Source organism: Streptomyces sp. NPDC025651, from assembly GCF_055558735.1.
In genome coordinates this window covers 162713-188483 of the sequence record NZ_JBVHLZ010000001.1, presented here as the reverse complement: position 1 = coordinate 188483, position 25771 = coordinate 162713, and the positions used below count along the sequence as shown (strand labels likewise).

The window sequence follows — 25771 nt, the reverse complement described above, 5'->3', positions numbered from 1 at the left end:
CGCGTGCCGCGCCAGGGCCATTACGATGGGGCCTGCGCGCGGCCGTGGTGGAACTGGCAGTCACGCTGGGTTTAGGTCCCAGTGGGGTAACTCCCGTGAGGGTTCGAGTCCCTCCGGCCGCACAGAGACGACGAAGGGCGCCCCTCGGGGCGCCCTTCGTCGTACGCACGGACGCTCAGCCCAGCAGCTCCCGCACCACCGGCACCAGCGCCCGGAACGCCTTGCCGCGATGGCTGATGGCGTTCTTCTCGTCCGGGGTCAGTTCCGCGCACGTCCGCGTCTCGCCCTGCGGCTGGAGGATCGGGTCGTAGCCGAAGCCGTTCGTGCCCGAGGGGGCGTGGCGGAGGGTGCCGAGGAGGCGGCCCTCGACGACGCGTTCCGTGCCGTCGGGGAGTGCGAGGGCCGCGGCGCAGGCGAAGTGGGCCGCGCGGTGGGTGTCGGACTCGATGTCGCCGAGTTGGGCGAGGAGGAGGTCCAGGTTGGCCTGGTCGTCGCCGTGGCGGCCGGCCCAGCGGGCGGAGAAGATGCCGGGGGCCCCGCCGAGTACGTCGACGCAGAGGCCCGAGTCGTCGGCGACGGCGGGCAGTCCGGTGGCCTCGGCGAGGGCGTGTGCCTTGAGGAGGGCGTTCTCGGCGAAGGTGACGCCGGTCTCCCTGACGTCGGGGATCTCGGGGTAGGCGTCCGCGCCGACGAGCTCGTGGGCGAGGCCCGCGTCGGCGAGGATCGCCCTCAGTTCCGTGATCTTGCCGTTGTTGCGGGTGGCGAGGATGAGGCGGGTCATGCCCCCAGTATCCCGGGGGCCGGGGCCCGCCCCTCACCGCCTCAGGACGTCACGGCGTGCAGACCTTCGTCAGTTCGCCCGCGGCGTCGGTGACCGGGCTGACGTCCGGGGTGGCGTCGCCCTTCTCGATGGCGTCGCGGACGTTGTCCACGGCCTTGTCGAGGTCGTCGACGGCCTTGTTCACATCGGCGTCGTCGGTCTTGTCGCCGATCTCGTCGAGGTTCTTGCCGATGTCGTCGAGGGCCTTGTCGGCCTGCGTCGGGTCCTCGCCCGCCTTCTCGACGGCCGTCTGCAGGTCGGTGACGCTGTCGGCGATGGCGTCGGCGGTCGACACGCAGTCGAGCGCCTTGCTGACGGCGTCGCAGCCGACGAGGCCGACGCCCGCCGGCACGGCGATCAGGACGGCGGTGACAGCGGTGGCGATACGGCGGTGGCGCGCGGCCATGGTTCGGTCCCTCCCCAGGGGTACGGACGGGCGCACGGCTTGGCCCGCGCGCCCGTACTCGTTAGAACGCCCCTAAGGGGCCTGATGGTTGCGTGGTCAGTATCCGTGAGTATCGGTGAGTCCGGGTGCGTGCCCCCGAACGCGTCCCTACGGGGTGCAGGCGTCGGTGACCTTGCCGCCCGCGGCCACCACGGGGCCGAGGTCCGGGGTCCTGTCGCCGCCGTCGACCGCGTCCTCGATGTTGTCCACGGCCTTCTTCATCTCGTCGACGGCGTCACGGACGTCCTGGTCGTCGTTCTTGTCGCGGATCTCGTCGAGGTCGGACTTGATGCGGTCGAAGGACTCGTCGGCCTTCTCCGGGTAGAGGGCCGCCTCCTGGGCGGCCTTGCGCATGGCGTCGACGCCGTCGGAGACCGCGTCGGCCGCGCGGACGCAGTCCACGGCGTCCGAGGGGTCGCAGGCGGCGAGGCCGAGCGCTCCCGCGACGACGAGCAGGACGGTGACGGTGGCGGTGGTGGGACGACGGCGACGCGCGGCCATGGGTGAAGAGCCCTCCCGGGACACGGGTGAGCGCGCGGCCTGGCCCGCGCGCCCGTCGTGTTCGTAACGACGCCCTCGGGGGTCACCAGGTTGACCGGCCGCCTTCAACCGGCCATTTTCGGCCGGTCGTCTTCAACTGGCGGCGCGGACCGGGCAGTTCAGCCGTTCCGGAGCGTCGATTCGAGCGCCTCGCGCTGCAGGGCGGCGAGGTCCTCGCAGCCGCCGACGGCGAGGTCGAGGAGGGCGCCCAGCTCCTTGCGGTCGAAGGGCTCGGCCTCGGCGGTGCCCTGGACCTCGACGAAGCGGCCGTCGCCGGTGCACACGACGTTCATGTCGGTGTCGGCCTTCACGTCCTCCTCGTAGCAGAGGTCCAGGAGCGGTACGCCGCCGACGATGCCGACGGAGACGGCGCTGACCGTGTCGGTGAGGGGCTTGCGGCCGTGCTTGACGAGCTTCTTGCCCTGGGCCCAGGCGACGGCGTCGGCCAGGGCGACGTACGCGCCGGTGATGGCGGCGGTGCGGGTGCCGCCGTCGGCCTGCAGGACGTCGCAGTCCAGGACGATCGTGTTCTCGCCGAGCGCCTTGTAGTCGATGACGGCGCGCAGCGAGCGGCCGATGAGGCGGCTGATCTCGTGGGTGCGGCCGCCGATCTTGCCGCGGACGGCCTCGCGGTCGCCGCGGGTGTTGGTGGAGCGCGGCAGCATCGAGTACTCGGCGGTGACCCAGCCCTCGCCGCTGCCCTTGCGCCAGCGCGGGACGCCTTCGGTGACGGAGGCGGTGCAGAAGACCTTGGTGTCGCCGAAGGAGATGAGGACGGAGCCCTCGGCGTGCTTGCTCCAGCCGCGTTCGATGGTGATCGGGCGGAGCTGTTCGGGGGTGCGGCCGTCGATGCGGGGCGTTGAGGACATGAGGCCGAGCCTATCCGGACATGACTGAGGGGCCCTTCCCCACGGTCGGGACATGGTCGGGGAAGGGCCCCTCGCCGACGAGTTCGGGAACTCGCGTTCAGGACCTCACATCATGTCTTCGATGTCCGCGGCGATCGGGTCGGCGTCGGTGCCGATGACGACCTGGACGGCGGTGCCCATCTTCACGACGCCGTGGGCGCCGGCGGCCTTGAGGGCGGCGTCGTCGACCAGAGCCGGGTCCTTGACCTCGGTGCGGAGGCGGGTGATGCAGCCCTCGACCTCTTCGATGTTGTCGATGCCGCCGAGCCCGGCAACGATCTTCTCAGCCTTGCTGGCCATGTGTTTCTCCCTGTGTTTCTTACGGCTGGGGGTCCGGGTTTTCCCCCGGAGGACGCAGCCAGAGGACGCGGCCTTCGACCCACCGTAGGTCCGCTCTGTCACGGTAACGCACGGTTGGACCATCTTCACGGGCGGTTACGGCAGTCGTGCCCAATGATGACGATCAAGGTGCCATCCCTCACCGGGCGGCACCCCCACCCGTTTCCGCAACTGGTCTACACCAGTTTTCAACGACCGCCAAACCTGGCTTGTTCCGGGAGGACGCCGATGAGTTCCGACGCCACCGCGGTGCCACAGAAGAAGTGGTGGAACGGCCTGCTCCAAGGCCTCCAGAAGATGGGCCGCAGCCTCCAGCTGCCCATCGCCGTCCTGCCGGCCGCGGGCATCCTCAACCGGCTCGGCCAGCCGGACGTCTTCGGCGACGACGGCCTGGGCTGGACGAACGTCGCCAAGGTCTTCGCGGCGGCCGGCGGCTCCCTGCTCGACTCCTCGCTCGGCCTGCCCCTGCTGTTCTGCATCGGCGTCGCGATCGGCATGGCGAAGAAGTCGGACGGCTCCACGGCGCTCGCCGCGGTCGCGGGCTTCCTCGTCTACTACGCGGTGCTGCGCGCCTTCCCCGACGACTGCCCCGCGGACACCACGTTCGGCGCCGCGGGCATGTGGAGCGGGGTGTGCGTGGCCGAGGACGGCACGGTCGCGCAGGCCGCGTACCAGAATCCGGGGGTCTTCGGCGGCATCGTGATGGGCCTGCTCGCCGCCTGGTTCTGGCAGCGCTACCACCGCGTGAAGCTGGTCGACTGGCTCGGCTTCTTCAACGGCCGCCGGCTCGTGCCGATCATCATGGCCTTCGTCGGCCTGATCTTCGCCGGGCTCTGCGTCTGGATCTGGCCGCCCATCGGTGACGCGCTGACCAGCTTCTCCAAGTGGCTCGTCGACCTCGGCTGGCTGGGCTCGGGCATCTTCGGCGTCGCCAACCGCGCGCTGCTCACGGTGGGCCTGCACCAGTTCCTGAACACCTTCGTGTGGTTCCAGTTCGGCGACTACACCAAGGCGGACGGCACGGTCGTGCACGGTGACATCAACCGGTTCCTCGCGGGCGACCCGACGGCGGGCCAGTTCACCTCGGGCTTCTTCCCGATCATGATGTTCGCGCTGCCCGCCGCGGCCCTCGCGATCACGCACTGCGCGCGCCCGGAGCGCCGCAAGGTGGTCGGCGGCATGATGCTCTCGGTCGGCCTGACGTCGTTCGTCACGGGCATCACCGAGCCGATCGAGTACTCGTTCCTCTTCATCGCGCCGCTGCTGTACGCGATCCACGCGGTGCTCACCGGTGTGTCGATGGCGGTGACGTGGGCGCTGGGCGTGAAGGACGGCTTCAGCTTCTCCGCGGGTCTGATCGACTACGTCATCAACTGGAGCCTGGCGACCAAACCATGGCTGATCATTCCGATCGGCCTGTGCTTCGCCGTGGTGTATTACGCGCTGTTCCGCTTCGTCATCACGAAGTTCAATCTGCCGACCCCCGGACGCGAACCGGAGGAGGAGGCAGAGGCCCTGGACAGGGAACAGACCAAGGCGTGACCCGTGGGCGCGGGACCGCCTCCCGCGCCTTCCGACAGGCCCTCGGACCTCGCGTCCGGGGGCCTTTGGTCTGCCATTTCCGGATATGGCCGAGCCCACAGGAATCGCGGGTTCCTTACGTCACCTTCACCGTGCTACAACAGGTCTACACCACTAATTGGTGTAGACCACGCGGCCTTCTGCCGCGTCCCCCCGGAGACGCCGCCGTCCCCCACTTCCTTGTCCCCTGGCGGCGCCTTGCCCACTGGAGGAAGTTGTGTCCACGGCCAGTGCCGCCCCCGCGGCCGACAAGAAAAAGGGCGCCGGCGTGATGGCTGTGCTGCAGCGCATCGGCCGCAGCCTGATGCTGCCGGTCGCCGTGATGCCCGCCGCCGCGCTCCTGGTCCGCCTCGGCGCCGACGACATGCTCGGCCGGGATTCCTTCCCGACCTGGGTCACCAAGATCGCCGGTTATATGTCGGCCGGTGGTGGCGCGATCATCGACAATATCGCGCTGCTGTTCTGCGTCGGCATCGCGATCGGCTTCGCCAAGAAGTCGGACGGCTCCACGGGCCTCGCGGCCGTCGCGGGTTACCTGGTCTTCCAGAAGGTGCTCGCCACCTTCACCGACAGCAACCTGCCGAAGGTCCAGTCGGTGGTCGACGGCAAGATCGTCGAGAACGCGGCCCCGGTCAACGCCGGTGTGCTCGGCGGCGTGGTCATGGGCATCGTCGTGGCCCTGCTGTACCAGAAGTTCTACCGGACGAAGCTGCCCGACTGGGCGGGCTTCTTCGGCGGCCGCCGTCTCGTCCCGATCCTGTCGTCCTTCGCGGGTCTGGTCCTCGGTATCGTCTTCGGTCTGATCTGGCCGGTGCTCGGCGCGGGTCTGCACAACTTCGGTGAGTGGCTGGTCGGTTCGGGCGCCGTCGGCGCGGGCATCTTCGGTGTCGCCAACCGCGGTCTGATCCCGATCGGCATGCACCACCTCCTGAACTCCTTCCCGTGGTGGCAGGCGGGCGACTACAACGGCAAGCACGGCGACATCCCGCGCTTCCTCGAGGGCGACCCGACCGCCGGACAGTTCATGACCGGCTTCTTCCCGATCATGATGTTCGCGCTCCCCGCGGCCTGCCTCGCGATCACGCACTGCGCCCGTCCCGAGCGCCGCAAGGTCGTCGGCGGCATGATGTTCTCGCTCGCGCTCACCGCGTTCGTCACGGGCATCACCGAGCCCATCGAGTTCACCTTCATGTTCATCGCGCCGGTCCTGTACGCGATCCACGCGGTGCTCACCGGTGTCTCCATGGCCCTGACCTGGGCGCTCGGCATGAAGGACGGCTTCGGCTTCTCGGCCGGATTCATCGACTACGCGCTGAACTTCGGCGCGGCCACCAAGCCGATCGGCCTGGCCCTGGTCGGCCTCTGCTTCGCCGCCCTGTATTACGTGGTCTTCCGCTTCGCGATCACCAAGTTCAACCTCCCGACGCCGGGCCGCGAGTCCGACGAGGAGCTCGCCGAGCTCCAGAAGGCCGAGGCGAAGTAGCCTCCGCCCGCACCTGGGGACGTAAGCCCCTCGCCGTTGGTACCAACGGCGAGGGGCTTTGTCGTGTCGGCGAACTACGGTCGGGGGCATGACCACCGATCGCATCCTCGACCTCGACCGTGAACGCCTCGCCGCCCTGCGCGGCCGCGAGCTGACCGCCTCCGTCGCCGCCGCAGAGGGCCGCACCATGGTCGGCGAGGTCTTCGCCGACCGCGCCGCCCTGATCCCGATGCCGGGCATGCCCGGCGTCCACAACGCCGAGCTCGTCGCGGCCTTCGGCGCCGACATCGTCGTACTGAACCTCATCGAGCGCGCCTGGGACGGGCAGCGCCTGGACCTGCCGGGACTCGGCACCTTCGACTCCATCGCCGACCTCGCCGCGTACATCGGCCGCCCCGTCGGCATCAACCTGGAGCCCGGCGACGTCCCCGAGATCCGCCGCGCCAAGCCCGAGTACGCCAAGCGGCTGATCGACATGGGCGCGGCGATGCTCTGCCTGACGGCGAACCCGGGCACCGGCGGGTCCTACGACGGGCTCGCCCGGGTCACCGAGGAGCTGCGGGCCGGACTCGGCGACGACGTGGCGCTGTGGAGCGGCAAGATGCACCACGCGGGGCACCCGGAGCGGGTCACCGTGGACCGGCTGACCTCGCTGGTGGACGCGGGCGCCGACGGCGTCGTGCTGCCCCTGCCGGGCACGCTGCCGGGCGTCACCAAGGAGCTGGCCGCCGAGGCGGTGGCGGCCGTGCAGGACGCCGGGGCGATCGTGATGGGCGCGATCGGCACCAGCCAGGAGGGCAGCCACGCGAACGTGGTGCCCCAGCTGGCCCTGACCGCGAAGGAAGTGGGCATCGACGCGCACCACTTCGGGGACTCGTTCCTGCCGGGGATGTGCGACCCGGAGGTCATGTACGACTACTCGGTCGCGATCCGCGGCCGCCGCCACACCTGGAACAGGATGGCGCTGGGCGGCCGCGGGTACCGGCGGGCCTGAATCCGGACCTGGGCCTGGGCCTGGAGCGTCAGATCTCGTACGTCGCGCCGGGCGCCGCGAGGGCGGTCGGGCCCTCGTACGCCGCGCGCGCGTCCGCGAGGTTCACCTGCGGGTCCGTCCACGGCGGGATGTGCGTGAGCAGCAACCTTCCTGCACCCGCGCGCCGGGCGGACTCGCCCGCCTCGCGGCCGTTGAGGTGCAGGTCGGGGATGTTCTCCTTGCCGTGCGTGAAGGCGGCCTCGCACAGGAACAGGTCGGTGCCCGCGGCCAGTTCGTCCAGGACGTCGCAGGGGCCCGTGTCCCCGGAGTACGTGAGGGACCTGCCGCCGTGCTCGACGCGGATGGCGTACGCCTCGACGGGGTGGCACACCTTCTCGGTGCGCACCGAGAACGGACCGATGTCGAACGAGGCCGGCTTGACCGTGTGGAAGTCGAAGACCTCGCTCATCGAGGAGGCGGAGGGCGTGTCGGCGTACGCGGTGGTCAGACGCTGTTCGGTGCCCTCGGGGCCGTAGACCGGGATGGGGGCGCAGCGGCCGCCCTCGTGCCGGTAGTAGCGCGCCACGAAGTACGCGCACATGTCGATGCAGTGGTCCGCGTGCAGATGGCTGAGGAAGATCGCGTCGAGGTCGTACAGACCGATGTGGCGCTGCAGCTCGCCGAGGGCGCCGTTGCCCATGTCGAGCAGCAACCGGAAGCCGTCGGCCTCGACGAGGTAGCTCGAGCAGGCCGAGTCCGCGGACGGAAACGAGCCCGAGCAGCCGACGACGGTGAGCTTCATGAAGCTGGAACCTCCGCGCTGGCAGGAGACTGACAGAAGAGCCCAGAAGAGCTGGGAAGTGACTGTGCGGTTCGTCGAGCGTAAGGCGCAAAAGGCCTGGTCGCTCCTCCGTCGCGGGCCGTTGTGGGGGAACTCACCTGCGGTGTCACCGGTTCGGGGGGCAAGGGGGGTCCGAGCGAAGCTCGTCAGGCAGGGCGGTGGCGGGTGACGGGCGGGCCTGTGGGGCGCCCGGGATGCGGTGGGCGACGCGGGGCGTGCGCCGGTACCGTCGTCCGTATGGACACGTCGTGGTGGCTCGCGCTGGCCGCCGTGGTGGTGCTCGCGCTCGTCGTCACGCTGGTGGACGGCTGGGGCCGCGGGACCCGTAAGCGGAGCACTCGGCCGCCGGGCAGACCCCGGCCGCCGCGGGGGCCGCGGCGGCGGCTGCCGGTGCCGCGGCCTGCGGAGATCTGGTGGGCGCGGGTGCCGTACGAGGACGGGCCCGGGGGCAAGGACCGGCCGTGCCTGGTGCTTGCCGTGCGCGGGGACAGCGCCCTGGTCGCGAAGATCACCAGCAAGTACCACGACGAGCGGGCCGGGGTGATTCCGCTGCCGCCGGGGGCGGTGGGGGATGCGCAGGGCCGTCCCAGTTTCCTGGAGACGGATGAGCTGCGGGACGTTCCGCTGTGGGAGTTCCGGAGGCGGGCCGGGATGGTGGATCCGGTGTTGTGGGATCAGGTCCGTTATCTGGCGGGTTAGAGCGGGTTTCCTTCCCCGATCCCGCCCCTTCCCGAAACTGGGGCTCCGCCCCGGACCCCGCTCCTCAAACGCCGGAGGGGCTGAAGAACAGAACCGCCGGAGGGGCTGGAAGACACCAACGCCGGAGGGCCGGAAGACACACACGCCGGAGGGGCCGGAAGATCCGGCCCCTCCGGCGTTTGATGCCTACGCCCAGAGCTGACCCTGCAGCGTTTCGATCGCTGCCTCGGTCGTCTCCGCCGTGTAGACGCCCGTCGACAGGTACTTCCAGCCGCCGTCCGCCACGACGAAGACGATGTCGGCCTGCTCCCCCGCCGCCACCGCCTTCCTGCCGACGCCGATCGCCGCGTGCAGCGCCGCCCCCGTGGAGACGCCCGCGAAGATGCCCTCCTGCTGGAGGAGTTCACGGGTGCGCGTCACCGCGTCCGCCGAGCCGACGGAGAAGCGGGTGGTCAGGACGGAGGCGTCGTACAGCTCGGGGACGAAGCCCTCGTCGAGGTTGCGCAGGCCGTAGACGAGGTCGTCGTAGCGCGGCTCGGCGGCGACGATCTTGACGTCCGGCTTCTGCTCGCGCAGGTAGCGGCCCACGCCCATGAGCGTGCCCGTGGTGCCGAGGCCCGCCACGAAGTGGGTGACCGAGGGGAGGTCGGCGAGGATCTCCGGGCCCGTCGTGGCGTAGTGGGCGCCCGCGTTGTCGGGGTTGCCGTACTGGTAGAGCATCACCCAGTCCGGGTGCTCGGCCGCCAGCTCCTTGGCGACGCGGACGGCGGTGTTGGAACCGCCCGCCGCCGGGGAGGAGATGATCTCGGCGCCCCACATGGCGAGCAGGTCGCGCCGCTCCTGGGAGGTGTTCTCCGGCATGACGCACACGATGCGGTAGCCCTTGAGCTTGGCCGCCATGGCGAGCGAGATGCCGGTGTTGCCGGAGGTCGGCTCCAGGATCGTGCAGCCCGGCGTCAACCGGCCGTCCTTCTCGGCCTGTTCGACCATGTGGAGGGCCGGCCGGTCCTTGACGGAGCCGGTCGGGTTGCGGTCCTCCAGCTTGGCCCAGATGCGGACGTCGTCCGCTGGGGACAGGCGCGGCAGGCGGACGAGCGGCGTGTTGCCGACCGCGGCGAGCGGGGAGTCGTAGCGAGGCATCCGGGATCGGGCCTAGACCATGCCGCCGGCCACGGCCGGCAGGATCGTGACGCTGTCGCCGTCGGTGACCTTCGTGGAGATGCCGTCCAGGAAACGGACGTCCTCGTCGTTCAGGTACACGTTCACGAAACGGCGCAGCTTGCCGTCGTCCACGATGCGCTCGGCGATGCCCGCGTGCCGCGAGTCGAGGTCGGTGAAGAGCTCGGCGAGGGTGTCCCCGCTGCCCTCGACGGCCTTGGCGCCGTCGGTGTAGGTGCGGAGGATGGTCGGGATGCGGACCTCGATGGCCATGCGGAGAGCTCCTGTCGGGAGTCGAGAAGTGCAGGTGGTGGGCGCGCGGCGGCGCTGTCGTGCGGGTGGTGGTGCGTGGTCGTACGCGGGTACGGCGCCGCGGCCCACGGCCGTGCGGCGGAACGGTTCAGCGGGAACAGATCGCGCTGGCGAGGCGGCACAGGTCGACGTGCAGCCGCGCAACAAGCAGCACCGGCGGTGCGCTCGGCGTCTCTTCGCTCACGTCATGGGGAACCATGCGGTCATCGTATCGATTCCCGGTCCGGGTCCTGGAATGTGATCTCAGATGGCGGACGGAATCCGTTCAGGATGCGGTCGGCGGCAGATAGACGACGGTCGGGGCACCGGTGACCGGATGGGTGCTGACCTCGGCCGTCACACCGTAGACGGTGGCGAGCAGCTCGGGTGTGAGGACCTCCTTCGGCGCCCCGGAGGCGACGAGGCGACCGCCGTCGAGGACGTGCAGGACGTCGCAGTAGTACGCCGCCAGGTTCAGGTCGTGCAGGGCCAGGAGGTTCGTCGTGCCCAAGTCCCTTACCAGGGAAAGGATTTCGAGCTGGTAGCGGATGTCCAGGTGGTTGGTCGGCTCGTCGAGGACGACGAGGGTCGGCTGCTGCACCAGGGCGCGGGCGACCAGGGCGCGCTGGCGCTCGCCGCCGGAGAGGGAGGGGAAGGAGCGGTCGGCCAGGTCCTGGACGCCGACCCGGGCGAGCGCCTCCTCGACGAGCTCCTCGTCGGCCGTCGTGTCCGCCTCCCAGAAGCGCTTGTGCGGGGAGCGGCCCATCGCGACCACCTGCCGGACGGTCAGCTCGAACGCCGCCTGTCCGTCCTGCGGCACGGTGGCCAGGCGCCGGGCGCGGGCCTTCGCGGTCATCGTGTGCAGGTCGTCGCCGTCGAGGAGGGCGCGGCCGCCGGTGGGGCGCAGCGTTCCGTACACGCAGCGCAGCAGCGTCGTCTTGCCGCTGCCGTTGGGGCCGACGACGCCGACGGTCTCGCCGGGGGCGGCGGTGAGGTCGACGCCGTCCACGAGGAGCCTGCCGTCGATCTCGTACGAGAGGCCTTCCGTACGCAGCTCTCCGGCGGGGCCTGGAGGGTTGTTCATGCCGGTACTCCTTCGTTGCGCCGCCGCAGCAGCCACAGGAAGAACGGGCCGCCGGTCAGCGCGGTGAGCACGCCGACCGGGATGTCCTGGGGCGCTGCGACCGTGCGCGCCGCGATGTCCGCGACGACCAGGAACACCGCGCCCATCAGCGCCACCACGGGGAGCAGCGCGCGGTGCGCGGCGCCGACCAGCATGCGGGCGGCGTGCGGCACCATCAGGCCGACGAAGCCGATGGCCCCGCTGTAGGCGACCAGGACGCCGGTCAGGAGCGAGGCCAGGACGAAGACGCCGGCGCGGAAGCGGGCCGTGTCAAGGCCGAGGACGGTGGCGCCCTCCTCCCCCGCGAGGAGCAGGTCGAGGGGGCGGGCCAGGGCCACCAGGAGGGCCGTGCCGACGACCAGGGCGGCGCAGGGCAGGGCGAGCATGTCCCAGCGGGCGCTGCCGAGGCCGCCGAGCGTCCAGTACATGACCTCCTTGAGGTGGTCCGCGCTGTCGGCGGTGACGAGGATGAGGCTGGTCAGCGCGGTCAGGATGTACGAGACGGCGACGCCGGACAGGATCAGGCGGCCGGTGGCGAATCCCCCGCCGCCTCTGGCCAGGGCGTAGACGAGGACCAGCGAGATGAGCGCGCCCACGAAGGCGGCGGCCGGGATCGTGACGGTGGTCGCGAGGCTCGCGCCGAGGCCGAAGACGCCGCCGAGCACGATCGCGACGACCGCGCCGACGGAGGCGCCCGAGGAGACGCCGAGCAGGAACGGGTCGGCCAGGGGGTTGCGGACGAGGGCCTGCAGGACGGTGCCGATGACGGCCAGTCCGGCCCCCACTGTCGCCCCGAGGATGATCCTCGGGAGCCTCACGTCCAGGACGATGGTTCTGAACGGGGAGGCTTCCGCCCGCCCCGTGAGGATCTCGATGACCTGGCCCGGGGGGATGTGGACGGAGCCCAGGGCGAGGCCTGCGATCGTCGCCGCGGCGAGGGCCGCGGCCAGTACGGTCAGGGTGAAGAGGCGGCGCCCCTTCGGGCTCGGTCGATCGCCCTTCGGGCTCGTCCTCGATCGCCGGACGGGCTTGATATTGCCGGGCTGGTTCTTTCGGCCGGCAGCCTCGATCGACTGGCTCACAGCTGCGCCGCCAGCTTCCTCACCGCCTCCGGCGCTCGTACCCCTGTGACCGTGTCCGAGAGCGGCAGGACCGCGAAGCGCTTGTTCTTGACGGCCGGGACGTCCTTGAGGGCCGGGTCGTCGAGGAGGCGCTTCTTCTTCTGGGCGACCGACGTCGCGCCGTAGTCGAGGATCAGGACGACGTCGGGCCTGCGCTCCACCACCGACTCCCAGGAGGCGTCGCTGAAGGACTTGTCCACGTCGGCGAAGACGTTGCGGCCGCCCGCCCGCTTGATGATGTCGTTGCCGATGCCGCGGCCGCCCGCCGTGAACGCGGACTTGTCGCCGCTGTCGTAGACGAAGACGGAGAGCGGCTTCCTGCCCTTGGACTTCTCGGCGGTGGCGGCCAGTTCGCGCTCGGCGCTCTTGACCCACTTGTCCGCGCGGGCCCGCACCCCGAAGGTGGAGCCGACCTCGCGGACCTCGCGGTAGACGTCCTCCATGGAGACGGGGTCCTTGGCGCAGCCCTCGACGTTCAGGCGGCTCTCGATGCCGGACTTGGCGAGTGCGGAGCGGCTGCGGCCGTCGCCCGCGAGGAAGGCGCTCGCGTAACCGCCGTACACGTAGTCGGGGTTGACGGAGAGCAGCTTCTCGTAGGAGGGGTACTCCTTGGCGATCACCGGGACGGACTTGTACGCCTTCTCGTACTCCGGCAGGACCTTGTCGTCGAGGTAGGCGGTCCCGGCCATCCGGTCCTGGAGGCCGAGTTCCAGCATCACTTCGGTGGCGTGCTGGTTCATGGTGACGGCGCGCTCGGGAGGTGCGTCGTACGTCGTCTTCACGCCGCAGTTGGTGACGGTGTACGGGAACCCGGCCGTCCTGGCCGCGGGCTTGTCGTCGCCTCCGGCCCCCGATGACGAGCACGCGGCGAGCGGGACGAGCAGGGTGGCCGCGGCGAGCGCGCGTATGCCGGTGTGGCGGCGGGACATGGCTGGACTGCCTCCTCCAGGGGATTTCCGCGTCCCCTGCGTTGCGTGGAGCAAGGCGGCAGGTCAGTTCCTGACTCCCCCGCCCCGGAGTGGGGTCTCCCCTGCTCGAGCGGAGTCGAGAGCTCGGGGAAAGGCGGGGTCACAGTGGCGGGACCGTGCCGGGTTCGCACCGGCTTCCTGGCTCCTGCCGCCTCAATGGTGTGTGTCGGGACTCAGTATGCCTCTACGACCTGCACGTCTTCCTCGGTGACCTCGCCGTCCACGATGCGGAACGAGCGGAACTGGAAGGGGCCCGCGCCGTCGGTGTCCGCGGTGGAGACCAGGACGTAGTGCGCGCCCGGCTCGTTGGCGTACGTGATGTCGGTGCGCGAGGGGTACGCCTCGGTCGCGGTGTGCGAGTGGTAGACGATCACCGGCTCCTCGTCGCGGTCGTCCATCTCGCGGTAGAGCTTGAGCAGGTCACCCGAGTCGAACTCGTAGAACGTGGGCGAGCGCGCGGCGTTCAGCATCGGGATGAACCGCTCGGGGCGGCCGGTGCCCTCCGGGCCCGCGACCACGCCGCAGGCCTCGTCGGGGTGGTCCTGGCGCGCGTGCGCGACGATCTGGTCGTGGAGGGCCTGGGTGATGGTCAGCATGGCAGTCAGGATAAGCAGAGGGGCCCCCGCGTACCGAAGTGTGGTACGCGGGGGCCCGAATGCTGGACGGGACCTTGGGGAGCCTCAGTCCTTGGTGAGGGAATCGGCGCCGGAGACGCCGACCTTGCGCCTGTTGAAGGCCGCGGCCTCCGGGTTGCGGCGCTTGAGGATCAGGTAGGCGACCGTCAGGATCGCGGCCCAGACCGGAGCGGCGTACAGCGAGATCCGCGCGTCCTTGTCGACGCCCATCATCACGATGACCATGCCGATGAAGGCGAGCGCGAACCAGCTGGTGAACGGGGCGCCCGGGGCACGGAAGGTGGACTGCGGCAGCTCGCCGCGGTCGGCCTTGCGGCGGTAGCGGATCTGGCAGCACAGGATCATGATCCAGGCCCACATGCCGGAGATGGTCGCGAAGGAGACGACGTAGTTGAACGCCTCGCCCGGCCACTGGTAGTTGATCCAGACGCCGAACAGCATGAAGCCGGCGGAGACCGCGGTGCCGACCAGCGGCAGGCCGTTCTTCGTGAGCTTGGTGAAGAACTTGGGGCCCTGGCCGTTCATCGCCAGGTCGCGCAGCATGCGGCCGGTGGAGTACATGCCGGAGTTGCAGGAGGAGAGCGCGGCGGTGAGCACCACGAAGTTCACGATGGCGGCGCCGACGCCGAGGCCCATCTCCTCGAAGGCCTTCACGAACGGCGAGACGCCGGGCTTGAAGGAGGTCCACGGGACGACCGACAGGATCATGATCAGCGCGCCGACGTAGAAGACGGCGATGCGCCACGGCACGGTGTTGATGGCCTTGGGCAGAACGGTCTTCGGGTCCTTGGACTCGCCCGCGGTGACGCCGACGAGCTCGACGGCGAGGAAGGCGAACATCACGATCTGCAGGGTCATCAGCGTGGAGCCGATGCCGTTCGGGAAGAACCCGCCCTGGTTCCACAGGTGGGCGACGGTCGCGGTGTCACCGGCGTCGGAGAAGCCGATGGTGAGGATGCCGACGCAGATCAGGATCATGCCGATGATGGCGGTGACCTTGACCATCGAGAACCAGAACTCCAGCTCGCCGAAGAGCTTCACGGAGATGAGGTTCGCGCCGAACAGGATGACCGTGAACACCAGGGCATAGGCCCATTGCGGGAACGAGTCGTGTGTCCAGTACTGCATGTACTGGGCGGCCGCGGTGACTTCGGTGATGCCGGTGACGACCCAGAAGAGCCAGTACGTCCAGCCGGTCACGAATCCGAAGAACGGGCCCATGAACTCGCGCGCGTACTCCGAGAAGGAGCCGGACACGGGGCGGTACATGAGGAGCTCGCCGAGCGCCCGCATGATGAAGAAGATGACGAGGCCCGCGATGGCGTACGCCAGGATGAGGCTCGGTCCGGCCTTGTGGATGGCCTTGCCCGCGCCGAGGAACAGGCCGGTGCCGATGGCACCGCCGATCGCGATCATCTGGATCTGCCGGGCACCGAGTCCTCGCTGGTACCCCTCGCCCTCGCCGGACGGGCCGGCGGCGGCCTGCACGGCACCATTGCCGTCGTGCCCGTCGTGCTGCTCTTCGACCTGCACTGAGGTCATGGTGACGCCTTTCTCCATGCTGATCCGCGCCCGCACATCTGCGTTGGTGGCTGCGGATCAGGTCCTGATCCCCCCGGATATGGAATGGAGTGCTACCGGCGGTCTGCCGGCCCGAGCGCCCTCGGCGACATGGGTGGCGTCACCGAGCGGTCGTGAAGATTTATCACGGCGACAACAGTGAGGGAACAAGCCACTTGTGGCGCAGACCACAGGAAGAAGCGGACAAAATTCCCTTGACTCAACAAAAGCGGGCAATGAAGTGACGCGATCGTTATCCGGATTTGAGGCTCCGCTGAGCGAACGGCCCACCGGCCGAACGAAAGCTGTCACTTACACCGTTTTTCGGCCCCGCTCAGCCGAGCAACGTCCCGACCAGCGTCTCCTGCAGTCCGCCGAGCCACAGGTAGGCCATCACCATCGGCTTGCGGGGGTCGGAGTCGGGCAGCCGGTAGAGCAGCTCCGCGTCCTCCTCGTCGGTGACTTCGAGGCGCGTGCCGATCGCGAGACGGAGGTCGTTGAGGGCGCCGAGCCAGTGCCGGGACTCCTCGACCGACAGTTTCAGGACAGCTCCGCCCTCGCCCGAGGACGTCGTCGAGTCCAGCGAGCGGATCACGACCAGGGCGTCGTCGCGCTTCTTGGCCCGCAGGTCGTTCTCCGTGAACCGGCGGAACTCCGCCGAATACGCCCGCAGTTCGTCCTCGTCGCCCCGCTCGGCGCCGGGACCGCCGTACGCGTCGGGGAGCAGGCGCTTCATCACCGGGTCGGCGGGCGGCTCGCTGGGGCCCTCGGCGAAGAGCTCCGCGAGGGGGTCGTCGGAGGCCTCGCCGCCCGGCCCCGGGCCGATCAGCTCCAGGAGCTGGACGGCGAGGGAACGGATGATCGAGATCTCGACCTCGTCGAGCGCGACGGCGGCGCCGCCCCCGGGGATCGGTTCGAAGTGTCCTGGCATCAGATGCGTCGCTGCTTCCGGTCCGTGCGCTGCTTGCGGGCCGCTACTTGCGGTCCTGCTGAAGGGTGGCCCAGAGGCCGTAGCCGTGCATGGCCTGCACGTCGCGCTCCATCTCCTCGCGGGTACCGCTGGAGACGACCGCACGGCCCTTGTGGTGCACGTCCATCATCAGCTTCGTGGCCTTCTCCTTCGAGTACCCGAAGTACGTCTGGAACACGTACGTCACGTAGCTCATCAGGTTGACCGGGTCGTTGTGCACGAGCGTGATCCAAGGGACGTCCGGCTCGGGGACGACGAGCGTCTCTTCGTCCGATTCCGGGCGTGTGATCTCTGCGGGAGCCGTACTCACCTGCCCCATGCTGCCACCCCGAGGGGGGCCTCGCACAAATGGCCTCCCCAAGGCGCCCTTGAAATCGTCAGAGTGACGAGATGCGGGGTAACATCCTTCGTATGAACACAGCGGACCTTGGCCTGCCGGTGGATGTTCCGTCGACGGCGCTCTTCACGGACCAGTACGAGCTGACGATGCTGCAGGCCGCGCTGAAGGCGGGGACGGGCGAGAGGCGTTCGGTCTTCGAGGTCTTCACCCGCAGACTGCCCGAGGGCCGCCGCTACGGCGTGGTGGCCGGAACGGGCCGGGTCCTGGACGCCGTCGAGAACTTCCGCTTCGACGCCGACGTCATCGGCTTCCTGCGCGAGCGCTCCATCGTCGACGAGGCGACCCTGGAGTGGCTCTCCTCGTACCGCTTCAGCGGTGACATCTGGGGCTACCCCGAGGGCGAGGTCTACTTCCCTGGATCGCCGATCCTGCGGGTCGAGGGCTCCTTCGCGGAGTGCGTGCTCCTGGAGACCGTGATCCTCTCCATCCTCAACCACGACTCGGCCATCGCGGCCGCCGCGTCGCGCATGTCGTCGGCCGCCGGGGACCGCCCGCTGATCGAGATGGGCGCCCGCCGCACCCACGAGCTGGCCGCCGTCGCCGCGTCCCGCGCCGCCTACGTCGGCGGCTTCGCGACCACCTCGGACCTGGCCGCCGGATTCCGGTACGGCATCCCCACCGTCGGCACCAGCGCCCACGCCTTCACGCTCCTGCACGACAACGAACGGGACGCGTTCCAGGCCCAGGTCGACTCGCTCGGCCGCGGCACGACGCTGCTCGTGGACACCTACGACGTCACCGAGGCCGTCCGCACGGCCGTCGAGGTCGCCGGGCCCGAGCTCGGCGCCGTCCGCATCGACTCGGGCGACCTGCTGCTCGTGGCCCACCGGGTGCGCCAGCAGCTGGACGAGCTCGGCGCCACGAACACGAAGATCGTCGTGACCTCCGACCTCGACGAGTACGCCATCGCCTCGCTCGCGGCGGCGCCCGTGGACGCGTACGGCGTGGGTACCCAGCTCGTCACCGGCTCCGGGCACCCCACCTGCTCCATGGTCTACAAGCTGGTGGCCCGCGCGCACTCGGCGGACCCCAAAGCCCCCCTGGAGCCCGTCGCGAAGAAGTCGCTCGGCGCCAAGAGCTCCCTGGGCGGCCGCAAGTGGGCCGCGCGCAGGACCGACGAGCACGGCGTCGCCGAGGCCGAGGTGATCGGCACCGGTCCCGTCCCGCCCGGCCTCGTCGACCGGCAGCTCCTGGTCGAGCTGGTCAAGGGCGGCGAGGTCGTCGCCCGCGAGCCGCTGGACGCGGTGCGCGACCGGCACGCCGCCGCGCGGGCCCGCCTGCCGCTCTCGGCGACGCAGCTGTCGCGGGGCGAGGCGGTCATCCCCACCGAGTACGCGTGACACGGAGTACGTGTGACACGCGCGACCGGCCATCTGGCGCTGCCCCACGGCGTCGAATGCTTCAATTGCCCCCTCCCGCAACGTACTTGAAGTCTCTACGCTCGTAGTCTCCCCAGCAGAAGGACACCCCCCATGCGCCGCGCACTGATCGTCGTAGACGTGCAGAACGACTTCTGCGAGGGCGGCAGCCTCGCGGTCGCCGGCGGCGCCGACGTGGCCGCCGCCATCACCGAGCTGATCGGCCAGGCTCCGGCCGGCTACCGCCACGTGGTCGCCACCCGCGACCACCACATCGATCCCGGCGACCACTTCTCCGACCACCCCGACTACGTCGACTCCTGGCCGCCGCACTGCGTGGCGGGCACGGAGGGCGTCGGCTTCCACCCGAACTTCGCCCCCGCGGTCGCCTCGGGCGGGATCGACGCGGTCTTCGACAAGGGTGCCTACGCGGCGGCGTACAGCGGCTTCGAGGGCGTCGACGAGAACGGCGTCTCGTTGGCGGAGTGGCTGCGGGCCAGGGAGATCACGGAGGTCGACGTGGTCGGCATCGCCACGGACCACTGCGTGCGGGCCACGGCGGTGGATGCGGCCCGGGAGGGGTTCAGGACCACCGTGCTGCTGGACCTCACGGCTGGGGTCGCCGAGGCGACCACGGAGCGGGCGTTGACCGAGCTCCGCTCGGCCGGGGTCGAGCTCACCGGGAAGCCCGTCATGTGAACGACACGGGGCTCCGCCCCGGACCCCGCTCCCCAAACGCCGGAGGGGCTGTTTCTACACACCGGAGGGGCTGATTCTTCCGGGCCCGCCCTGCCTCTTCAGCGCCCGGATCGGATGCCACAGCTCCGCCGCGTCATCCGGTGCCGTCCGCCATATCAGGCCGTCCGGATGGTGCAGGACCGCCGTGATCTCGTCCGGCGTCGGCGGCTCCGCGTTGCCGCGGAGGTAGACCGCCCGCAGGCCCAGGTTCCGCAGCCGCGTCAGGGCCCTCGCGCGGTTCACCGCGTGCACGATCATGCGGACCGTGCCGCCCGCCGGCGACGGGTTCGGCAGGGTCAGCGCCACCACCACGCTGCCGTTCGGCAGCTTGCAGAAACCTCCTGCGGACATGCTTCGTCACACCCCCGTGAGACATCGCACGAGACCCCTGGCCGGGTTCCGTGTCAATAAGAAATCCACAGCACGCACCTAAACACGATCGGCCGCCGCCCGCTAGAGGGCGACGGCCGATCATGGCTTGAACTGCGATAACGCTAATTACTTCGTGGAGGGACCCACCTGGACCGTGATCGTCGAGCCGTCCTTGGGCTGCTTGATGATCTTGATCTGAGTGTTGGTGTCAGTGACCTTGACACTTCCCGTGGGGTTCTCCTTGTACCAGTAGGTGCCCTTGCGGTCGTCGAAGACCGGGACGCCCTTCTGGGACTTGATCTTGAGCGCGACGTCCGCGTTGTGGAGCGTCAGCTTGTCGGTCGCGTACTTGCTGAACGGGGCGTCGAACGGCTGGATCTTGTTGCGCAGGAGCGTGCCGTCCTGCCACTTCAGCGGCTTCGCGTGCGCGTCGACCGGAAGGATCAGACCCTGGCCGGGGTGCTGGCTGGTGTTGTTGTCCTTCTGCGAGGTGTCCCACTGCCAGACCATCAGGCCGGTCTGGTACGGGTAGTGCTCGACCCAGTCGGGGCGGGCCTTCGAACCGAAGTTGTACGGGCCGACCTCGAGGGTCTTGTCGTAGGAGACGTACTGGCGGTTCTCGGCGAGGTAGTACTGGTCGTACTTCTTGGTGAAGGACTCGCCGATGCGCGAGAAGCCCTTCGCCGTCCAGCCGTTGTCGTCACCCTCGGCGCCGTCCTCGAAGAGCTTGGCGCCGTCCGCGGTGATCGCGAGGGAGTCGGCCGCGAAGCCCTTGCCGCCCGCGCCGCCGTCCGTGGAGTAGCGGAAGCGGACGTCGACCTTCTTGCCCGCGTACGCGTCGAGCGGGAAGACCAGCTTCTTGTACTTGGCCGAGGCACCGGTCAACGCGGGCTTGTCACCGGCGTCACGGGTGATCGGCTTGCCGTCCGCGGTGCCGTCGATCGGCGTCCAGTTGGCGCCGTTGTCCGTCGAGACCTCGGTGTAGAGGTAGTCGTAGTTGGCCTCGATGTCCCACCAACCGTCGAGGGAGAGCTCGGCCTTGGACTTGCCGGTCAGGTCGACCGATCGCGTCAGGGTGTTCTTGAGGTCGTCGCCCTGGTCGCTCCACCACTGCTTGGCGCCCTCGGTGGGCTTCACGACGGTGGTGGTGACGGACTTCTTCGGCAGGTCGACGACGAGCGCCTGGCGGTGGCGGGTGTTGTACTCCGCGACGCCCAGCTTGTGCTCGGAGGTCGTGGCCGCCTTGGCCTTGGCGTAGTCGAGCCAGCCCAGCTGGAACTTGTCCCAGGCGGTCATGTCGCCCGGCAGGTCGCCGATGGAGTCCTTGCCGGTGCCGAGCCAGGAACCGGCCGACATCAGCGACCAGAAGCCGACCGAGTTCTCGCCCTTGCCCGTGGTGTCGTACAGGTCGGGCAGGCCGAGGTCGTGGCCGTACTCGTGGGCGAAGACGCCGAGGCCGCCGTTCTCCGGCTGCATGGTGTAGTCGCCGACCCAGATGCCCGAGTCGCCGATCTGGGTGCCGCCGGCCTTGTTGTGCGAAGGTCCGGTCTTGCCCGCGTCGTTGCCGTAGGCGTACCAGCGGTGGGCCCACAGGGCGTTCTCGCCCTCGGCGCCGCCGCCCGCCGACTCGTCCTCGCCCGCGTGGACGATCTGGAAGTGGTCGATGTAGCCGTCGGGCTCGTTGAAGTTGCCGTCGTTGTCGAAGTCGTAACGGTCCCACTGGTCGTACTTGGCGAGGTCCGTCTTGATCTGCTCGTCGGTGCGGCCCTTGGCCTTCTGGTCCTTGGTCCAGGCGGTCACGCCGTCCTTGACCGCGTCCCAGACGTTCGGGCAGTTGGTGTCGCCGCAGTAGTTCGAGCCGTAACGGGCCTCGTTGTAGTCGACCTTGACCCAGTCGGAGACCTCACCGTCGACCGAGTAGCGGCCGGACGAGGTCTTCTCGTAGTAGGTCTTCAGGGACTCCTTCTGCTTGCCCTTGGAGTCCTTGCCCTTCCCGAAGTACAGGTCCTGGAAGTGCTTCTGGTTGTAATCCGCCTGCCAGGCCGTGCTGTTGTCCTTCGCACGGTCCGGCTTGGCTATCTTGTTGTGCAGCGGTCCGGGCTTGCCGCCGTACTTCTTGACCGGCTGCTCCGGGCCCTCGGGGCCGTCCGGGTCGTACATGGTCGTGTCGTCGACCTTGTCCCCGAACTCCACCAGGATCGTGAAGATCTTGTCGGTCTTCTCCCGGCCCAGCTCGACGTACTTCTTGTCGTCGAGCTTGACGACCTTGGAGGCGCCCTTCTTCTGGACCTTGGCGTCGCCCGCGACGACCTGCTGCAGGGCGGCCTTGCGCTGCTGCGCCTGCTGCTTGCTGAACGGTCCTTCGAGGTCGTGGTCGACCTCGGCCTTGGCCCTCGAGGGGTCCTGCCGGTCGATGGCCGGCGCCCCGCCCGAGGTGCCGTCACCGGCCGCCGAGGCCGTACCCGTCGTCGCCGCGAAGGTCGCGGCCGCCGCGGCCATCGCCACGGCAGCCGCGGTCGCTCTGAACGTCCGTCTGCTGACTGTCACTTGATGCTGTCCTCCCCCGCGCCCGCGCGAAAATGGCGGACCGAGATCCCGGTCGGAGGAGGTCCGCGCGCGATGTACGCGTCACAAGTGACGACATTCGACCGGAAGTACGGGAGAAAAGACAGACCTTGACTTGAACAGGCCAAGTGCACTATGCAGACCCGGCGCTCCGCTATCCGGACACGGGGCACTCGGCCACGGCAAAGGTCAACAGGCGCGCCGTGCCGTCCACTTGATGGACGCCATGAACCCGTGCGCCCCCTGTGCTCCGGCACCGTGGGTTAGGTCACGCTTACCGCCCGTTCCCGTCGGGCAGACAGCGGAATAGAGTCAATCGACGGTGCGCTACAGCGCGAGGCGGCACATCCCAAGTCGCCGCCGTCGAGCACCCTTTGATTCGCAAACGACCAGATCACCATCTGCTGTCTTGAGGACGGATCCCGTCATGCCTCGTCCCATGCCTCGTCCGACCGCCGCGCAGATCGCCTACGGCGCCGTGACCGTCGTCTTCTCCACGCTCGCCATGCTGCTTCTGTCCCAGACGAGTTCAGGCGTGGGAATCATGGTGATAGCCCTGGCCGCGCTCGGCCTCGGGTTACTCGTCGCGATGACGGTCCCGTTGCCGAAACCGGCACCCGCGGCCGCCTCTACACCCGCGGTCCGCTCCGCGGAAGAGCGCGTCCCGGCGCAGCGCGCGGTGCTCGCCGAGTCCGTCCACGAGCCCGCGGGTCCGTGAACGCGGACCGGCGGACCCGTGGATCACGGGCCCGCCGGTCGAGAGGTGCCGCCGCACCAGGCACCCCCTGTCAGACGCTGACCACCACCGTCTTGGCGGCCTTGTCGTGCAGGCCCTGCTTGTAGGGCTTGTCGAAGAAGCTCCAGCCGCCGCAGATCGCCGTCCAGATGCAGGCGCAGCAGAAGGCGAACGGCAGCCAGAGCACCGCCGCGCGGGCGAGCGCGGTCTGCATGGTCGGCGTGGCCCCGTCGTTGAGGTTCGCGACGCGCAGCCCCAGCCACTTCTTGCCGAGCGTCTGGCCGGTCTTGGAGATCATGAAGGTGTCGTACGCGATGTAGAGCACGGCGGCCAGCAGGGACTGGCCGAACGACTTGCCCGTGTTCACCTTGTCCGGGTCGATGTCGTACTCGGCGGTGCCGAACAGCCAGGACAGCAGCCCGACGACGATGCCCACCAGAATCATGTCGATGATGCGGGCCAGCACACGCTTCCCGCTGTCGGCGAGCGGAGGCATTCCGGCGAGGGGGTCCTGCCCGCCGTAGCCGCCGGGGCCACCGCCGTAGGGGTCGCCTCCGTAGGGCGGGGGCGGCGTTCCGTAGGGGGAGCCACCGCCCGGAGGCGGCGTTCCTCCGCCCGGTGGCGGGGCCCCGTAGGGGGAACCGCCGCCCGGGGGCGGGGTGTCGTACGGTGAGCCGCCGCCCTGTGGGGGCTGCTGCGGCGGCTGCTTCTTGAACGGGTCGTCGTCCGGCGGCGGGTATTGCGGCGGTTCGGTGCTCATGGTCCCGAGTCGACCGCGCCGCTCCCCTCTCCGCATCCGGCGAGCGGCTGACCGGGTTACCCGGTGCTCACCCCGCGACGAACGTGCCCGCCGCCTTGTCGTGCCAGCACTGGCGCCAGGGCCGGTCGAAGAGGCACCACAGGACGCCCACGACGCCGACGACGAGGACGCCCGGCACGCTGTACACCAGCCAGCGCTTCAGCGCCGCCCCGAAGGTGGGCGCCTCGTGCTCCTCGATGTCCCGCACCTCGATGCCGCACACCTTCTTGCCGAGGGTGCGGCCCCACTTGGCGGTGGGCAGCGCTTCGTAGACGACGCCGAAGAGCAGCAGGACGGCGAGGATGAGGCCGAGGTAGCCCGTGGTCGTGCCGTCGAGCAGCCAGACCGTGGTCTTCTCGCCGGACAGCTTCGCCGCGTCGATCTTGCTGTCGATGTGGTCGGCGGCCTTCGTGCCGAGCGGCAGCGCGGCGGCGCCGGTGACGGCGGCCAGGACGACGGTGTCGACGAGCCGCGCGGCGAGGCGCCTGCCGAGCCCCGCGGGCCGGGCGGCGGCCTGGTTCCTCGCGGCCGCGAGGAACGGGTCCTCGGTCACCGGCTTCCACGGCACGACGGGCTGTCCCTCGCCCTGCTGGGCGGGGCCCGGGGCGGCCGGGGACTGCGCGAGCTGGTGCACCTGCTGGGCCCAGGAGGGCGAGCCGCCGCCGGGCCCGGAGGTGACGGGGGCGGGGGCGCCGCCCTGCGGGGGCGCGGCGTCCGGCTGGGGCTGGGGCTGCTGGACCGCCGGGGCCGGTGCGGCTGCCTGGGGCGGCACGGAGGGGTTCTGCTGCTGCGGTACGGAGGGTGCCTGCTGTACGGAGGCCTGCGCGGCGGCGGTCTGCCCGCCCCGCTGCCCGGACTTGGGGCGGATCGCGCGGATCGCCATGGTGCCGTCCGTACCGGCGGAGGCGGCGGGCGTGGCCTGCCCGCCGGGCTTGCCCGCGGCGGAGGCGGCGGGCTTGACCGGGCCGGTCGGCCGACGGAACGTCACTGTGCCTTCGCCGGTGGGCGGCTTGGCGGCACCGGGCTGCGCGGCACCCGGCTTGGCGGCACCCGGCTTGACGGCACCCGGCTTGACGGCGCGGATGGTGACGGTGCCGGGGTTGCTGTCCTCCCCCGACGCCTCGGGGGTCTGCGGAGCCGCGGCGGCCTTGGGGGTCTCCGCGCGGGGCGCGGCGTCGCTCGGCACCCGCGGGTCGGCCTGTCCCGCGGCGCCCCAGGACACCCGGCGCTCCTGCTCGCCGCCGAGGCCGGACTGCCGGGTGGCGTCGGCCTGCCAGGCGGAGGCGGGCTCGGGCCGCGCGCCGTGCCGGGCGGAGTCGTCGGCGGCGGGGGCGGGTTCGGGTTCGGCGGCGGGCTCCTCGTCGAAGAAGACGGGGCCCGTCTCCTCCGCGGGCGCGGGGGATGCCGGGGCCGCGGCGCCCGCGCCGGGCGGGGCCGGCAGGGGTTCTCCGTCGGACGGGGCGGGACGGCTCGTGCCGGGTACCCAGGCGGCACCGTTCCAGTACCGGACATATCCGGGAATGGACGGGTCCGGGTAGTAGCCTTCGCGCGGCCGGTCGTCGCCTGGGGCCGGAGTTGGGGCGCTCATGTCCGTCGTCCCGTATCTGCTCGGGGGTCTTTTGAGGGCTCCACATCTATCAGACCTCCGTGTCCCACCGGGCGGGTCCCGCCCTTCGGACCACTTTCCGGGCACGCTCCCCACACATCTCCCGCGACCCCCGCGCCCCCTCCTGGTCACCTCTTCGAAAGTCGCGCGAAGAAATTTTCCGGAACCCGCGTAATGCTTCGGGGATCACGCGCTCTCCACTCGTACGGGTCCGCTCCCAAGGGCCCCTACGAGGAAGGAAGCACACGACATGCACTCTGTGGTGGAACGCGAGCTCGAGCTCAAACTGGTCCTCTCGCCGGAACGGGCCATCCCCGTCCCGGCCCGCCTCAGCTACCGCACCGACGACCCCTACGCCGTCCACATCGCCTTCCACATCGGTTCCGAGCACCCGGTGAACTGGACGTTCGCCCGCGAGCTCCTGGTGGAGGGGGTGTTCAGGCCGTGCGGCCACGGCGACGTGCGGGTCTGGCCGACGAAGGTGGAGGGGCGCAGCGTCGTCCTGATGGCGCTCAGTTCACCGGACGGCGACGCGCTCCTGGAGGCGCCGGCCGCCGCCGTCTCCGCCTGGCTGGAGCGGACGCTGCGGGTGGTCCCCCCGGGCTCTGAGGCCGAGCAGCTCGGCATCGACGACGGCCTCGCCGAGTTGCTCGCCCCCACCCCGGCCGACGACCTCTGGCTGCGCGACCCGTGGCCCTCGGACGAGTCCAAGGACGGTGAGTGAACTCCGCCGCCACGGGGG

At 70.1% G+C, this 25771-nt stretch carries 28 protein-coding genes, 1 tRNA gene and 1 riboswitch; of the genes, 9 read left to right on the top strand and 20 right to left on the bottom strand.

Annotated elements, in window-relative coordinates; all coding sequences use genetic code 11:
* Nucleotides 1–38: 38 nt before the first annotated feature.
* Nucleotides 39–122: transfer RNA gene (locus ACZ4D5_RS00785), tRNA-Leu, on the top strand.
* Nucleotides 123–175: 53 nt separating this feature from the next.
* Here ACZ4D5_RS00785 and rdgB read toward each other — a convergent pair.
* The 5 genes from rdgB to ACZ4D5_RS00760 form a co-directional block, all read right to left on the bottom strand.
* Nucleotides 176–781, bottom strand: a complete 606-nt coding sequence (rdgB, locus tag ACZ4D5_RS00780; protein WP_467770156.1) for an RdgB/HAM1 family non-canonical purine NTP pyrophosphatase — start codon at nucleotides 779–781, stop codon at nucleotides 176–178.
* A gap of 49 nt (nucleotides 782–830) precedes the next feature.
* Nucleotides 831–1226 (bottom strand): hypothetical protein, encoded by a 396-nt coding sequence (locus ACZ4D5_RS00775; RefSeq protein WP_467770155.1) that lies wholly within the window; start codon nucleotides 1224–1226, stop codon nucleotides 831–833.
* A 147-nt stretch (nucleotides 1227–1373) separates the two neighbouring features.
* Complete coding sequence (locus ACZ4D5_RS00770) at nucleotides 1374–1766, bottom strand: hypothetical protein (protein WP_467770154.1); 393 nt, start codon at nucleotides 1764–1766, stop codon at nucleotides 1374–1376.
* Between the two features lie 158 nt (nucleotides 1767–1924).
* Nucleotides 1925–2674, bottom strand: a complete 750-nt coding sequence (rph, locus tag ACZ4D5_RS00765; RefSeq protein ID WP_467770153.1) for a ribonuclease PH — start codon at nucleotides 2672–2674, stop codon at nucleotides 1925–1927.
* Nucleotides 2675–2779: 105 nt separating this feature from the next.
* Entirely contained in the window at nucleotides 2780–3136 is a 357-nt protein-coding gene (locus ACZ4D5_RS00760) for a PTS sugar transporter subunit IIB (RefSeq protein WP_467771459.1), read from the bottom strand.
* Between the two features lie 144 nt (nucleotides 3137–3280).
* Between ACZ4D5_RS00760 and ACZ4D5_RS00755 the strand changes: the two genes are divergently transcribed.
* The 3 genes from ACZ4D5_RS00755 to ACZ4D5_RS00745 all read left to right on the top strand — a co-directional run bounded on the left by ACZ4D5_RS00755 (nucleotide 3281) and on the right by ACZ4D5_RS00745 (nucleotide 7110).
* Nucleotides 3281–4594, top strand: coding sequence for a PTS transporter subunit EIIC (locus ACZ4D5_RS00755; protein ID WP_467770152.1), 1314 nt, complete (start codon nucleotides 3281–3283; stop codon nucleotides 4592–4594).
* A 256-nt stretch (nucleotides 4595–4850) separates the two neighbouring features.
* Nucleotides 4851–6116 (top strand): PTS transporter subunit EIIC, encoded by a 1266-nt coding sequence (locus ACZ4D5_RS00750; protein WP_467770151.1) that lies wholly within the window; start codon nucleotides 4851–4853, stop codon nucleotides 6114–6116.
* A gap of 88 nt (nucleotides 6117–6204) precedes the next feature.
* Nucleotides 6205–7110 carry a DUF7916 family protein gene (locus ACZ4D5_RS00745; protein ID WP_467770150.1) on the top strand — a complete coding sequence of 302 codons (906 nt, stop codon included), beginning with the start codon at nucleotides 6205–6207 and terminating at the stop codon, nucleotides 7108–7110.
* A 28-nt stretch (nucleotides 7111–7138) separates the two neighbouring features.
* On the opposite strand, the gene ACZ4D5_RS00740 is transcribed toward ACZ4D5_RS00745, so the two are convergent.
* Nucleotides 7139–7891 (bottom strand): MBL fold metallo-hydrolase, encoded by a 753-nt coding sequence (locus ACZ4D5_RS00740; protein ID WP_467770149.1) that lies wholly within the window; start codon nucleotides 7889–7891, stop codon nucleotides 7139–7141.
* Between the two features lie 276 nt (nucleotides 7892–8167).
* Between ACZ4D5_RS00740 and ACZ4D5_RS00735 the strand changes: the two genes are divergently transcribed.
* A complete protein-coding gene (locus tag ACZ4D5_RS00735) occupies nucleotides 8168–8629 on the top strand; it encodes a type II toxin-antitoxin system PemK/MazF family toxin (RefSeq protein WP_467770148.1) in 462 nt (153 codons plus the stop codon).
* Nucleotides 8630–8815: 186 nt separating this feature from the next.
* On the opposite strand, the gene ACZ4D5_RS00730 is transcribed toward ACZ4D5_RS00735, so the two are convergent.
* The 10 genes from ACZ4D5_RS00730 to clpS all read right to left on the bottom strand — a co-directional run bounded on the left by ACZ4D5_RS00730 (nucleotide 8816) and on the right by clpS (nucleotide 16774).
* Entirely contained in the window at nucleotides 8816–9769 is a 954-nt protein-coding gene (locus ACZ4D5_RS00730) for a PLP-dependent cysteine synthase family protein (RefSeq protein ID WP_467770147.1), read from the bottom strand.
* 12 nt (nucleotides 9770–9781) lie between these two features.
* Complete coding sequence (locus tag ACZ4D5_RS00725; RefSeq protein WP_362339863.1) at nucleotides 9782–10060, bottom strand: MoaD/ThiS family protein; 279 nt, start codon at nucleotides 10058–10060, stop codon at nucleotides 9782–9784.
* 127 nt (nucleotides 10061–10187) lie between these two features.
* A complete protein-coding gene (locus ACZ4D5_RS00720) occupies nucleotides 10188–10298 on the bottom strand; it encodes a putative leader peptide (RefSeq protein ID WP_362987213.1) in 111 nt (36 codons plus the stop codon).
* 66 nt (nucleotides 10299–10364) lie between these two features.
* Complete coding sequence (locus tag ACZ4D5_RS00715) at nucleotides 10365–11162, bottom strand: ABC transporter ATP-binding protein (protein WP_467770146.1); 798 nt, start codon at nucleotides 11160–11162, stop codon at nucleotides 10365–10367.
* The gene (locus tag ACZ4D5_RS00710; protein WP_467771458.1) at nucleotides 11159–12160 is read right to left on the bottom strand and encodes a FecCD family ABC transporter permease; all 1002 of its coding nucleotides are present in this window, start codon (nucleotides 12158–12160) and stop codon (nucleotides 11159–11161) included. Before ACZ4D5_RS00710 ends, ACZ4D5_RS00715 begins: the two co-directional genes overlap by 4 nt.
* Before the next feature lie 119 nt (nucleotides 12161–12279).
* Nucleotides 12280–13251 carry an ABC transporter substrate-binding protein gene (locus ACZ4D5_RS00705; protein ID WP_467770145.1) on the bottom strand — a complete coding sequence of 324 codons (972 nt, stop codon included), beginning with the start codon at nucleotides 13249–13251 and terminating at the stop codon, nucleotides 12280–12282.
* Nucleotides 13252–13295: 44 nt separating this feature from the next.
* Nucleotides 13296–13454, bottom strand: a riboswitch (cobalamin riboswitch).
* 9 nt (nucleotides 13455–13463) lie between these two features.
* The gene (locus ACZ4D5_RS00700) at nucleotides 13464–13886 is read right to left on the bottom strand and encodes a M67 family metallopeptidase (protein ID WP_467770144.1); all 423 of its coding nucleotides are present in this window, start codon (nucleotides 13884–13886) and stop codon (nucleotides 13464–13466) included.
* An 84-nt stretch (nucleotides 13887–13970) separates the two neighbouring features.
* Nucleotides 13971–15467 carry an amino acid permease gene (locus tag ACZ4D5_RS00695; protein WP_467770143.1) on the bottom strand — a complete coding sequence of 499 codons (1497 nt, stop codon included), beginning with the start codon at nucleotides 15465–15467 and terminating at the stop codon, nucleotides 13971–13973.
* Nucleotides 15468–15819: 352 nt separating this feature from the next.
* Nucleotides 15820–16416, bottom strand: coding sequence for a DUF2017 domain-containing protein (locus ACZ4D5_RS00690; protein ID WP_467770142.1), 597 nt, complete (start codon nucleotides 16414–16416; stop codon nucleotides 15820–15822).
* Between the two features lie 43 nt (nucleotides 16417–16459).
* Entirely contained in the window at nucleotides 16460–16774 is a 315-nt protein-coding gene (gene clpS / locus ACZ4D5_RS00685) for an ATP-dependent Clp protease adapter ClpS (protein ID WP_467770141.1), read from the bottom strand.
* A gap of 92 nt (nucleotides 16775–16866) precedes the next feature.
* Between clpS and ACZ4D5_RS00680 the strand changes: the two genes are divergently transcribed.
* Together ACZ4D5_RS00680 and ACZ4D5_RS00675 are read left to right on the top strand one after the other, a co-directional pair.
* The gene (locus tag ACZ4D5_RS00680; protein ID WP_467770140.1) at nucleotides 16867–18195 is read left to right on the top strand and encodes a nicotinate phosphoribosyltransferase; all 1329 of its coding nucleotides are present in this window, start codon (nucleotides 16867–16869) and stop codon (nucleotides 18193–18195) included.
* Between the two features lie 132 nt (nucleotides 18196–18327).
* Nucleotides 18328–18912, top strand: a complete 585-nt coding sequence (locus ACZ4D5_RS00675; RefSeq protein ID WP_467770139.1) for an isochorismatase family protein — start codon at nucleotides 18328–18330, stop codon at nucleotides 18910–18912.
* Between the two features lie 54 nt (nucleotides 18913–18966).
* On the opposite strand, the gene ACZ4D5_RS00670 is transcribed toward ACZ4D5_RS00675, so the two are convergent.
* Nucleotides 18967–19302, bottom strand: a complete 336-nt coding sequence (locus ACZ4D5_RS00670; RefSeq protein WP_467770138.1) for a hypothetical protein — start codon at nucleotides 19300–19302, stop codon at nucleotides 18967–18969.
* A 147-nt stretch (nucleotides 19303–19449) separates the two neighbouring features.
* A complete protein-coding gene (locus ACZ4D5_RS00665; protein ID WP_467770137.1) occupies nucleotides 19450–21870 on the bottom strand; it encodes an immune inhibitor A domain-containing protein in 2421 nt (806 codons plus the stop codon).
* A 457-nt stretch (nucleotides 21871–22327) separates the two neighbouring features.
* Here ACZ4D5_RS00665 and ACZ4D5_RS00660 point away from each other — a divergent pair, with 457 nt between their 5' ends.
* A complete protein-coding gene (locus ACZ4D5_RS00660) occupies nucleotides 22328–22606 on the top strand; it encodes a hypothetical protein (protein ID WP_467770136.1) in 279 nt (92 codons plus the stop codon).
* A 70-nt stretch (nucleotides 22607–22676) separates the two neighbouring features.
* Here ACZ4D5_RS00660 and ACZ4D5_RS00655 read toward each other — a convergent pair whose 3' ends face one another.
* Together ACZ4D5_RS00655 and ACZ4D5_RS00650 are read right to left on the bottom strand one after the other, a co-directional pair.
* On the bottom strand, nucleotides 22677–23384 hold the full coding sequence (locus ACZ4D5_RS00655; RefSeq protein WP_467770135.1) for an RDD family protein: 708 nt from the start codon (nucleotides 23382–23384) through the stop codon (nucleotides 22677–22679).
* 67 nt (nucleotides 23385–23451) lie between these two features.
* Nucleotides 23452–25011 carry an RDD family protein gene (locus ACZ4D5_RS00650; RefSeq protein ID WP_467770134.1) on the bottom strand — a complete coding sequence of 520 codons (1560 nt, stop codon included), beginning with the start codon at nucleotides 25009–25011 and terminating at the stop codon, nucleotides 23452–23454.
* 268 nt (nucleotides 25012–25279) lie between these two features.
* Between ACZ4D5_RS00650 and ACZ4D5_RS00645 the strand changes: the two genes are divergently transcribed.
* Nucleotides 25280–25753 (top strand): SsgA family sporulation/cell division regulator, encoded by a 474-nt coding sequence (locus tag ACZ4D5_RS00645; RefSeq protein ID WP_467770133.1) that lies wholly within the window; start codon nucleotides 25280–25282, stop codon nucleotides 25751–25753.
* Nucleotides 25754–25771: the final 18 nt, after the last annotated feature.